Origin of the sequence: Streptomyces sp. GbtcB6, from assembly GCF_019091475.1 — a bacterium.
GTDB lineage: Bacteria > Actinomycetota > Actinomycetes > Streptomycetales > Streptomycetaceae > Streptomyces > Streptomyces hyaluromycini.
This window is the reverse complement of the sequence record NZ_JAGXJL010000048.1, coordinates 49961-59542: the sequence shown is the minus strand read 5'-3', so window position 1 is coordinate 59542 and position 9582 is coordinate 49961. Positions and strand designations below refer to the sequence as shown.

Genomic DNA, 9582 nt, shown 5'->3' with positions numbered 1-9582 from the left:
GCGAACAGCGTCTCATCAGGCGTGTCCTGCGTTCCGCCGCCCTGCGGCCGCACCCTTGCCGGTGGGATCAGCGGCTTCGCGATCTTCCACAGCCCGTCCGGCACGATCCAACTCCACGTTCCCCGCCCCATACCGAGTCAACGCCCGCCTCACCACGTAGGACACGGTCTAAAGCCCTCGTCAATCGTGACTAGCGTGGTTCGATTCCACGGCGCCGCACCATGCCTCCGTAGCTCAGTTGGCCAGAGCGCCGTCCTCGTAAGACGGAAGTCGCGCGTTCGACTCGCGCCGGGGGCTCTGGCGAGTGTGGGCGGCATGCTTCGCGAGCATGCCGCCCATGGCGGGCTAGTTGCGAACTGCTACGACGAGCAGAAGCACCATCGCCAGTGTGAAGGCCAAAATCTCCACCTCTCCACCTCCTCTCTGGGGGAATCCGGGTCCGGCCACGCAACCGCGCGGCGGCAGGAGGCCCGGCCCGTCCCCCCGATCAACCGGAGGTGGCACCAGAGCGAATATCTATTAACTGGCGTGCGAGTGCACGTCGTTCGGGACGTAGTTCAGCGGTCAGAGCACCCGCTTTGGGAGCGGGGAGTCGGAGGTCCGAATCCTCCCGTCCCGACAACAGCCCCGCCCTGGGAGGAGAGATTCCCGGGGACGGGGCTACACGACGTTACGCAGTAGGCAGCTTCACCTTGAACACGGCCTCCGCGTCCGGGTCTTCGGTGTAGGTGTAGCTCACGACTCCGCCCTTCCGGGCGACGTCGAGGACGAGCTCCCCAGTCACCGACTGGCCCGGCTTGTACTCCGCATCCAGGCTCGCGCCCGTACCGACGCCTTCGAGCGTCGTGACGTCCTGCGCGGCCGTCGACGAGTCCTCCCGCTTGAGGTTGCCGTACGTCATCACGCGTGCCGGCGCCCTGCATGTGTCCTTCATCGTGAGCGTCAGCTCGACGTATTGCCCCTGCGGCTTGTTGGCCGTTCCGGCCTTCGCCGGCGTCACGTACTTCGCGCTGACGACCGTGACGGACATCGTCGACGTCGCCTTGAAGGCGCCCGAATCGCCGGTCTCGCCAACGGCGTACGAGCCCGTCTGGCCGACGCTCAGAACCGGTACGGGGGCCGCGAGGAGGCCGCACTGGACGGCTTCTGTGCCGTCTCCTGGCGTGCTACTGGCGTCGCACTGGCGTCACTACTGCCCCCACCTGGCGAGCACCCTGCCAGCACTGCCGCACACAGCAGAGCAGCGGCCAGCACACCGGCCCGACGAACGTACCTGCGCATAGCGCACCCCCCATGGATCGGTGGCCTCCCCTAGCCACACGGAGCCACAGGGGTCTGCTGCACGGTTGGTCGGCCTTCGTGGCTGTGCAGCGTCCGGAAGGCCTCCCCTGCCTCCGCCGTAGGGCAGGGGAGGTGTCCGGCCAACGCTTCTCGTCCTCCCTTTTGGTCAGCGCCTCTCTGGAGGACGAGGCGCCGCCCGTCGGAGGAGTCTCCCCGAGAGACTGCCCGGGGCGGTATGGGCCCCGCTCACCGCTTCCTGCCTGGTCCGGTGAGCGGGGCTTTCTCGTTTCCTTACAGCTTCGACGTGCAAACAGTCAAAGTTGCACCCCCGGTTTTGTACACATACGGCACGTGACGTGCTTACGGGGGGCGCTGGTTCACTGATGGCATGACCCGCAAAGCTGACGGCAACGAGCAGAGCCCGCAGATCGAACTCCGCTGTGGCGGGCTGTACTTAGTCATTCATCGAGTGCCTGCGTGGCTCATCACGCTGGTAACCACAGCCACCGGAACGGGGGTCGCATGGTGGACTAGCCGTTGAACGTGCGTCAGAGCGGAGGCGACGTGACCCAAGCTATGCCCTCACCGTGCGGGTGGGGGCATCTTCGTTTCTGCAGGTCAAATGCCGGGTCGGTATCGCATGGGGTGATCTTCGGGGACCTCCACGATAACAATTTTCCATCCGTCCGGATCGGCGATCCACATCTCGACCAGGCCCCAGGGCTCCTTCACGGGCGGGCGCACGATCTCGACGCCCTTCGCCGCCAGCTCGTCGTACGCTGCCGCGACGTCCGCGACCTGGAGCCACAGTTGCACGGCCGGCTGGGCCGGGGTGTCCGACCGCCCGGAGACCTCCAGGAACCCGCCACCGAGGAAGTAGACCGTGCCGCGCTCGGGACCCTCACCGAACTCGCGGTAGACGGCGAGGCCGAGCTGCTCGCCATAGAAGGCGCGGGACCGCTCGGGGTCGGCGGGGTGGATCAGCGTACGGCTGCTCAGTACATGCACCATGCAACCGGAGCGTAGCGGCAGAGGCCGCATCGGGACGGGCGGGGCGCCGGGAGCCGGGAAGCGGAGCCGGGCCGCGGGGATAGGGTCGTGCCCGGCTCAGTCGTGCTTGAGATCGGAGAACCCGCCCATGGAGAACACCGCCACCGGACTGACCTTCCGCGACGCCACCGGCGCCGACGTGGACGTCCTGGTCGCGTTGATCGAGTCGGCCTACCGGGGCGACGACAGCCGGGTCGGCTGGACCACCGAGGCGGACATCCTGGAGGGGCAGCGGACCGACCCGGAGGGCGTTCTCGAGGTGATCAAGCGGTCGGACGGCAAACTGCTCGTCGTCGAGCGGGACGGCGCGGTCGTCGCCTGCTGCCAGCTCGAACACCGTGGTGACCACGCCTACTTCGGCATGTTCGCGGTGAGCCCCGCCCTCCAGGGCGGCGGCCTCGGCAAGGTCGTCATCGCCGAGGCCGAGCGTCAGGCGAGCGAGGACTGGGGCGTCACGGAGATGCACATGACGGTGATCTCGGTGCGCGACGACCTGATCGCCTGGTACGAGCGGCGCGGCTACCGCCGTACGGGAAAGATGACGCCGTTCCCGTACGGCGAGGAGCGCTTCGGCATTCCGCAGCGGGACGACCTGCAGTTCGAGCTGCTGGTCAAGCCGCTGGTGTGAGGTGCGGGCCGGCGTTCACGCGGTGAAGCGGGCGGTGCGCTTGATCTCCGGGTAGTCGGTCGTCGCGCCGTCCAGCTGCAGCGCGCGCACCAGCCGCAGATCGTCCTGGGTGTTCACCACCCAGCCGATCACCCGCAGGGCCGCCTTGCGGGCGTGCTCGACGACCTCCAGGGTCAGCCGCCGGATGTTCAGGCAGAGGGTCGCCGCCCCCGCCTCCCGGGCCCGCTCCACCACGTCGGTGCCGTAGCGGCTGGCGATCAGCGCGGTGCGCACCCCCGGCACCAGCCGGGCGATCTCGGCGACCGCCTCGTCGTGGAACGAGGAGACCTCCACCCGGGACACCAGGTCCCGACGCTGCATGACCTCGGCCAGCGCCCGGGCCGCTGCCACGTCCTTGATCTCGGCCTGCAACGGGCTCCGCACCGAGTCCAGGACCTCCTCGAACACCGGCACCCGCTCGCCCCGGCCGGCGTCGAGTGCGCGCAGCTCCTCCAGGGTCTTCTCGGCGATCGGGCCGGTGCCGTCGGTCGTGCGGTCCACCTCCGCGTCGTGCATGACGACCAGGGCGCCGTCCTTGCTGAGGTGGAGATCGAGTTCGATCAGGTCGAGGCCGGCCTGCTGGGCGGCGACGAAGGAACGGAGGGTGTTCTCGGGCTCGACGCCCATGACTCCGCGGTGACCGATGGTAAGGAAGTTCAAGATTCAACTCGCTTCCGTCGACGGCGGCGGTGGGGCAGGCGCGCGAACCGTACGACGGACGTCGCTGTCCACGCGGCTGGGCGCAGCCTAATGGCCGCCCGTCGCGATGAACCCGTACGTACACGGGGGGATTGGCGCGCCGGGTGTGCGATACCTGGCCCGCGCCCCGGTCGGCGGTCACCCGGTGGTGGGCGCGTCCCGCCGCGCATTGACCGGCTGGATCCATGCGGTCCCCGGGAGCTGACGCCTCGTCACCGGCCGTAGTGAATGTGAGCGTCTTCACGGTTTCACACAGGAAAAAGCGCGGTGAAGAAGGGGTGCTGCAGGATAATTTCCCGAGTACCCCCTTGCTGGGAGAAACCCTGTATGCATACGGTGTCCTTACGGAAGCTTCTCCCGTGGAGGATGGGTCATGACGGAAATTCTTGTGCAGGTGGGTTCGGAGGAGCAGGTTCCTCCCGTGACCAGGGTGGTCGAGCACCCGGCGTGGCCCGTGCTCAAGGATTCCGTGGAGCGGATCCGGCCATGGCAGTCGAAGGACGGGGCGATCGACTTCGAGGCCGAGGACGCGCCCGCGCGGGCCGACGCCGAGGCGGCCGTACGGCGTGTCGTCGAGGCCGTGGAAGAGCTGTCCCCGCTGCTCCCGCACGACGCCGCCTACCACCGCGCGCTCGCGGCGGACCTGCGGCGCTGGGCCGACGGCGGCTTCCAGGTGCCCGACTTCCTCGACTCCCTGCTGGCCTTCCAGCCCGCCGCGGGCCGCGCGGACGGCCTCCAGCACCTGGTCGTCTTCCCGATGTACACGCAGAACGGCAACCCGGACCGCAACCTGGAGGCGGTCGTGCTGCGGATGGTCTGGCCGGACTGGCTGGCCGAGCTGGAGCGCACCCGCTACGACAACCCGCTGTTCTGCGGCATCAAGTTCGAGGACTTCACGGCCGGGTACGACACCAACTCCGCCGTCCTCTTCCCGGAGACCATCGCCGTACGCGAGGCGCCGGAACGATTCTCCTGGGGCGGCATCTTCTGTGACCGCGAAGCCGCCCGCTTCCGCCGGGTCACCGACGCGGCCGTCGGCATCCTCGGCCTGAACCTGCCCGCGGACATCGCCGCCATGGTCCACGACCAGAAGCGCTGCGAGGAGGCCTTCGTGCTGTGGGACATGGTCCACGACCGCACCCACAGCCACGGCGACCTGCCCTTCGACCCGTTCATGATCAAGCAGCGCCAGCCGTTCTGGATGTACGGCCTGGAGGAGCTGCGCTGCGACCTCACCGCCTTCAAGGAGGCCGTGAAGCTGGCGGCCGACGGCGTCCCGCAGGCCCGTGACGTGCAGTACGCGGTGCTCTTCGACCGCATGTTCCGGTTCCCGGTCACCGGCGACCGGGTCCGCAACTACGACGGGCTCGGCGGCCAGCTGCTCTTCGCCTACCTGCACAAGCACGACGTGGTCCGCTGGACCGACAACAAGCTCGCCATCGACTGGGAGCGCGCCCCGCAGGTCACCAACCAGCTGTGCGCCGAGATCGAGAAGCTGTACAAGGACGGCATCGACCGCCCGAAGCTCGTCCACTGGTTCGCCGGGTACGAGCTGGTCGCCACCTACCTCGCCCCGCACCCCGGCTCCAAGTGGGCCAAGGGTCCCGACGCCCTGGACCTGACCCTGCCGCCGCGCAAACTCGTGGACGACGTGCTTCCGGACGAGTTTCCGTTGAGCATGTTCTACGAGGCCCTGTCCAAGAGACTGAAGAACGTGATCGCCGAGACCAAGGGCATCACGGCGGACAGCGCCGAGCCGGTCGCCGCGTGAGCGACCGGCACCGGAACACGGCTCAAGAGGGGAACGACATGGTGGGCAACGGGGCTCTCAGCGGTTCGGTGATCGCGGTGGCGGGCGCGGGCGGACCCGCAGGGCGTGCGACGCTGATGCGGCTGGCCGAGGCCGGCGCGACCGTCGTCGGGGCGGACAACGATCCGCAGCGCCTGTCGGAGGCCGTGGACGCGGCCCGCTACGCCTCCGGCGGCGCGACCGTCACGGGTGACACGGTGGATCTGCTCGACCTCCAGTCCACCCGGGACTGGGCCACCCACGTCGAGAAGGACTTCGGCCGCGTCGACGGTCTCGTGCACCTCGTCGGTGGCTGGCGGGGCAGCGAGACCTTCACCAAGACCAGCCTGGACGACTGGGACTTCCTGGAGCTGCTGCTCGTCAAGACGGTGCAGCACACCTCCCTCGCCTTCCATGAGGCGCTGCAGCGCAGCGAGCGCGGCCGGTACGTCCTGATCAGCGCCTCCGCCGCGAGCAGGCCCACCGCGGGCAACGCCGCGTACGCCGCGGGCAAGGCCGCCGCCGAGGCATGGACGCTCGCCCTGGCCGACTACTTCCGCAAGGCCGGGGGCCCCGAGGGCCCGACCTCCGCCGCTGCCATCCTGGTGGTGAAGGCGTTGGTGCACGACGCGATGCGCGCCGAGCGGCCCAACGCGAAGTTCGCGGGCTTCACCGACGTCAAGGACCTGGCCGAGGCCATCGAGGGCGTCTGGCACAAGCCCGCCGCCGAAGTGAACGGAAACCGTCTGTGGCTGACCGAGAAGCCGTGAACCCTCCCAAGACCGACGCGCGTCGCCACCACGACCCGCAGGTCCGCGGTTTCGCCAGTGACAACTACGCCGGAGCCCACCCCGAGGTACTGGCCGCGCTGGCCCTTGCCAACGGCGGCCATCAGGTGGCGTACGGCGAGGACGAGTACACCGAGAACCTCCAGCGGATCGTCCGCAGCCACTTCGGGGGCACGGCGGAGGCCTTCCCGGTCTTCAACGGCACCGGCGCCAACGTCGTCGCGCTCCAGGCGGTCACCGACCGCTGGGGCGCGGTGATCTGCGCCGAGAGCGCGCACATCAACGTCGACGAGGGCGGCGCCCCCGAGCGCATGGGCGGGCTCAAGCTGCTCACCGTGCCCACCCCCGACGGCAAGCTCACCCCGGAGCTCATCGACCGGCAGGCGTACGGCTGGGACGACGAGCACCGTGCGATGCCGCAGGTGGTGTCGATCACCCAGAGCACCGAGCTGGGCACCCTCTACACGCCGGACGAGATCCGCGCGATCTGCGAGCACGCCCACGCGCACGGCATGAAGGTGCACCTGGACGGCTCCCGGATAGCCAACGCGGCGGCCTCCCTGGACGTCCCGATGCGCACCTTCACCAACGCCGTCGGCGTCGACATCCTCTCCCTGGGCGGCACCAAGAACGGCGCCGTGTTCGGCGAGGCGGTCGTGGTGATCAACCAGGACGCCGTCAGCCACATGAAGCACCTGCGCAAGCTGTCCATGCAGCTCGCCTCGAAGATGCGCTTCGTGTCCGTGCAGCTGGAGGCCCTGCTCGCCAGGGACCTGTGGCTGCGCAACGCCCGGCACGCCAACGAGATGGCCCAGCGGCTCGCCGAGGGCGTCCGGGCCGTGGACGGCGTGGAGATCCTCCACCCGGTGCAGGCCAACGGCGTCTTCGCCAGGCTCCCGCACGACGTGAGCCTGCGCCTGCAGAAGCGCTTCCGGTTCTACTTCTGGGACGAGGCGGCCGGGGACGTGCGCTGGATGTGCGCTTTCGACACGACCGAGGAGGACGTGGACGCCTTTGTGGCGGCGCTCAAGGAGGAGATGGCGCGCTGACTCCGCGTGATGCATAGGTATGCGGTCACCTGAAAAGTCATTGACGCTCGGGTGATCGCATTCCTATGCTCTGCGGGCATGGAGCTGATCCAGAACACCGCCGACCTGTCCGCCTACTTGGCCGCTGACGAGGCCATCGACCATCACCATCCCGTGGTCCGGGAGGTCGCTGCCCGACTGGTGGCGGGGGTCGAGGACTCGTATGCCTATGCGCGGGCCGCTTATGAATTCGTGCGGGACGCCATCCCGCACTCCCAGGACTCCGGCGACATGCGCGTGACCTGGCGCGCCTCGGACGTGCTGGAGCAGGGCACCGGCATCTGCCACGCCAAGGCCCACGCCCTGGCCGCCCTGCTGCGGGCCGAGGACATCCCCGCGGCCCTGTGCTACCAGCGGCTGGCGGACGACGACGGTCACGGCCATGTCGTGCACGGCCTGATCGCCGTCCGCTTCCACGGCGCCTGGCACCGGCAGGACCCGCGCGGCAACAAGCCGGGCGTGGCCGCCCGGTTCTCCCTCGACGGCGAGCGGCTGGCCTGGGTCCCCGACCCTCGGTCCAATGAGATGGACTATCCGGTCCTGTACGCTGAACCCCACCCGGTCGTGCTCGGCGTGCTCAAAGCGGCGCCCGACCGCCCGTACCTCTGGAAGACGCTCCCCACCGCACTCTGAGGCAAGGCAGATGACTCTCACACTCACCGTGTCCGACGAGGTACGCGCCCTCGCGCCCGGCTTCACGCACCTCGTGATCGAGGCCCACGGCCTGGTCAACGGGCCCAGCACCGAGGCGAGTTCGGCGCTCCTCGACGACGCGGCCCGCCGTCTGGCCGGACGCCTCGACGGGCGCGCTCCGCACGAGGACCCGCACATGGTGGCCTGGCGGGCGGCCTACACGGCCTTCGGCTCCAAGCCGTCCCGCACCCGCAACTCGGCCGAGGCGCTGGCCAAGCGGGCCCTCGCGGACGGCGGCCTGCCCCGCATCAACCTGCTCGTCGACCTCTACAACGCGATCAGCGTGGCCCACCTGATCCCGGTCGGCGGCGAGGACCTCGACCTGATCCAGGGCGGGATGCGCCTCGTACGTGCCACGGGGGAGGAGGACTTCGTGACCGTGGCCGGGGGCGAGGAGGCCGTCGAGCACCCCGACGCCGGCGAGGTCGTGTGGTGCGACGACGCCGGTGTCACCTGCCGTCGCTGGAACTGGCGCCAGGGTCCCCGCACCCGCCTCACCGAACGCACGACCTCGGCCGTCTTCCTGCTGGAGAGCCTCACCCCCATGCCGGTGCCGGAGGTGGCGTCGGCGGGCACCGAACTCGCCGAACTGCTGGAGAAGTTCAGCCCGGGCGCCCGCATCGAGGTGCGCGCGCCGGAGTCGGCGGGCTGAGGCTCGGGGCCTCGGCTCGGGGCCGAGGCTCAGATCGCCTCGGCGGCCTTCAGCTGGTCCAACGTGGGGGCCGTGCCGCCCAGGTGGGCCGGGAGCCACCAGGTGTCGGTCGCGTCCTTCGGGCGGGCGGGGTAGGCGCGCTGGGCGGCGTCGAGGAGCTCCTGGACGCGCTCGCGCAGCCGGCGGGTGATGGCGCCCGCGTACTGGTCCCGGGGCGCCTCGACCGGCTCGCCGACCCGGATGGTGACGGGCAGGTGGTTCCGCTTGAAGTTGCGCGGCTGGCCCTTGGTCCAGATGCGCTGGGTGCCCCACAGCGCCATCGGGACGAGCGGGACGCCGGCCTCCTGGGCGAGGCGCGCGGCACCCGACTTGAAGCTCTTCAGCGTGAAGGACTGGGAGATCGTGGCCTCCGGGAAGACACCCACGATCTCACCGGACTTCAGCGAGTCCAGCGCGTGCTGGTAGGCGGCCTCACCCTGCTTGCGGTCCACCGGGATGTGCTTCATCCCGCGCATCAGCGGGCCGGAGATCCGGTGCCGGAACACCGACTCCTTCGCCATGAACCGCACCAGGCGCTTCTGCGGCAGGGCCGCCAGGCCGTCGAAGACGAAGTCCAGGTAGCTGATGTGATTGCTCACCAGCACGGCGCCGCCCGAGCGCGGGATGTTCTCCGAACCCTGGCAGTCGATCTTGAGGTCCCAGACCTTGAACAGCGTCTTGGCGAAACCGATGACGGGACGGTAGACCAGCTCTGCCATGGGCGGGACGGACCCTTTCTGCTCTGCCTGGGAAAGGGGCTCCCGGCGGGAAAGTTACGCAGCCGTAGGTTTACGGCGTCTCGCAGATCGTGCCCGAAGAACGGACGGGGAGCCAGC

10 protein-coding genes, 2 tRNA genes and 1 pseudogene are annotated in these 9582 nt (G+C 69.4%); 8 read left to right on the top strand and 5 right to left on the bottom strand.

The window, feature by feature from the left end:
* Positions 1–131 (bottom strand): annotated as a pseudogene (locus tag KVT45_RS44400) (IS5/IS1182 family transposase); the annotation flags it as partial.
* 92 nt (positions 132–223) lie between these two features.
* Between KVT45_RS44400 and KVT45_RS44395 the strand changes: the two are divergent.
* Both KVT45_RS44395 and KVT45_RS44390 read left to right on the top strand, forming a co-directional pair.
* Positions 224–297: transfer RNA gene (locus KVT45_RS44395), tRNA-Thr, on the top strand.
* Between the two features lie 249 nt (positions 298–546).
* Positions 547–619: transfer RNA gene (locus KVT45_RS44390), tRNA-Pro, on the top strand.
* 51 nt (positions 620–670) lie between these two features.
* Here the strand turns inward: KVT45_RS44390 and KVT45_RS44385 are convergent.
* Together KVT45_RS44385 and KVT45_RS44380 are read right to left on the bottom strand one after the other, a co-directional pair.
* On the bottom strand, positions 671–1030 hold the full coding sequence (locus KVT45_RS44385) for a hypothetical protein (RefSeq protein WP_217555305.1): 360 nt from the start codon (positions 1028–1030) through the stop codon (positions 671–673).
* Positions 1031–1899: 869 nt separating this feature from the next.
* Entirely contained in the window at positions 1900–2292 is a 393-nt protein-coding gene (locus KVT45_RS44380; RefSeq protein WP_217555303.1) for a VOC family protein, read from the bottom strand.
* 127 nt (positions 2293–2419) lie between these two features.
* Here KVT45_RS44380 and KVT45_RS44375 point away from each other — a divergent pair, with 127 nt between their 5' ends.
* Positions 2420–2959, top strand: coding sequence for a GNAT family N-acetyltransferase (locus KVT45_RS44375; RefSeq protein WP_217555301.1), 540 nt, complete (start codon positions 2420–2422; stop codon positions 2957–2959).
* A gap of 15 nt (positions 2960–2974) precedes the next feature.
* On the opposite strand, the gene KVT45_RS44370 is transcribed toward KVT45_RS44375, so the two are convergent.
* Positions 2975–3658: a glycerophosphodiester phosphodiesterase family protein gene (locus KVT45_RS44370; protein ID WP_217555299.1), complete on the bottom strand. Its 684-nt coding sequence runs from the start codon at positions 3656–3658 to the stop codon at positions 2975–2977.
* A gap of 412 nt (positions 3659–4070) precedes the next feature.
* Between KVT45_RS44370 and KVT45_RS44365 the strand changes: the two genes are divergently transcribed.
* The 5 genes from KVT45_RS44365 to KVT45_RS44345 all read left to right on the top strand — a co-directional run bounded on the left by KVT45_RS44365 (position 4071) and on the right by KVT45_RS44345 (position 8707).
* On the top strand, positions 4071–5468 hold the full coding sequence (locus KVT45_RS44365; protein ID WP_217555297.1) for a DUF6421 family protein: 1398 nt from the start codon (positions 4071–4073) through the stop codon (positions 5466–5468).
* Positions 5469–5509: 41 nt separating this feature from the next.
* Positions 5510–6256 carry an SDR family NAD(P)-dependent oxidoreductase gene (locus tag KVT45_RS44360; RefSeq protein ID WP_217555315.1) on the top strand — a complete coding sequence of 249 codons (747 nt, stop codon included), beginning with the start codon at positions 5510–5512 and terminating at the stop codon, positions 6254–6256.
* The gene (locus KVT45_RS44355; RefSeq protein WP_217555295.1) at positions 6253–7323 is read left to right on the top strand and encodes a low specificity L-threonine aldolase; all 1071 of its coding nucleotides are present in this window, start codon (positions 6253–6255) and stop codon (positions 7321–7323) included. Before KVT45_RS44360 ends, KVT45_RS44355 begins: the two co-directional genes overlap by 4 nt.
* Positions 7324–7401: 78 nt before the next feature.
* Complete coding sequence (locus KVT45_RS44350) at positions 7402–7995, top strand: transglutaminase family protein (RefSeq protein ID WP_217555293.1); 594 nt, start codon at positions 7402–7404, stop codon at positions 7993–7995.
* A gap of 10 nt (positions 7996–8005) precedes the next feature.
* Positions 8006–8707: a B3/4 domain-containing protein gene (locus KVT45_RS44345; RefSeq protein ID WP_217555292.1), complete on the top strand. Its 702-nt coding sequence runs from the start codon at positions 8006–8008 to the stop codon at positions 8705–8707.
* Positions 8708–8736: 29 nt separating this feature from the next.
* Here KVT45_RS44345 and KVT45_RS44340 read toward each other — a convergent pair whose 3' ends face one another.
* The gene (locus KVT45_RS44340; protein WP_217555290.1) at positions 8737–9465 is read right to left on the bottom strand and encodes a 1-acyl-sn-glycerol-3-phosphate acyltransferase; all 729 of its coding nucleotides are present in this window, start codon (positions 9463–9465) and stop codon (positions 8737–8739) included.
* Positions 9466–9582 lie beyond the last annotated feature (117 nt).

Bases quoted from the DNA above. Each gene is read 5' to 3' on its own strand.
- KVT45_RS44350 (WP_217555293.1), top strand. From the start codon at position 7,402: ATGGAGCTGATCCAGAACACCGCCGACCTGTCCGCCTACTTGGCCGCT.
- KVT45_RS44365 (WP_217555297.1), top strand. From the start codon at position 4,071: ATGACGGAAATTCTTGTGCAGGTGGGTTCGGAGGAGCAGGTTCCTCCC.
- KVT45_RS44375 (WP_217555301.1), top strand. From the start codon at position 2,420: ATGGAGAACACCGCCACCGGACTGACCTTCCGCGACGCCACCGGCGCC.
- KVT45_RS44340 (WP_217555290.1), bottom strand. From the start codon at position 9,465: ATGGCAGAGCTGGTCTACCGTCCCGTCATCGGTTTCGCCAAGACGCTG.
- KVT45_RS44380 (WP_217555303.1), bottom strand. From the start codon at position 2,292: ATGGTGCATGTACTGAGCAGCCGTACGCTGATCCACCCCGCCGACCCC.
- KVT45_RS44385 (WP_217555305.1), bottom strand. From the start codon at position 1,030: ATGTCCGTCACGGTCGTCAGCGCGAAGTACGTGACGCCGGCGAAGGCC.
- KVT45_RS44345 (WP_217555292.1), top strand. From the start codon at position 8,006: ATGACTCTCACACTCACCGTGTCCGACGAGGTACGCGCCCTCGCGCCC.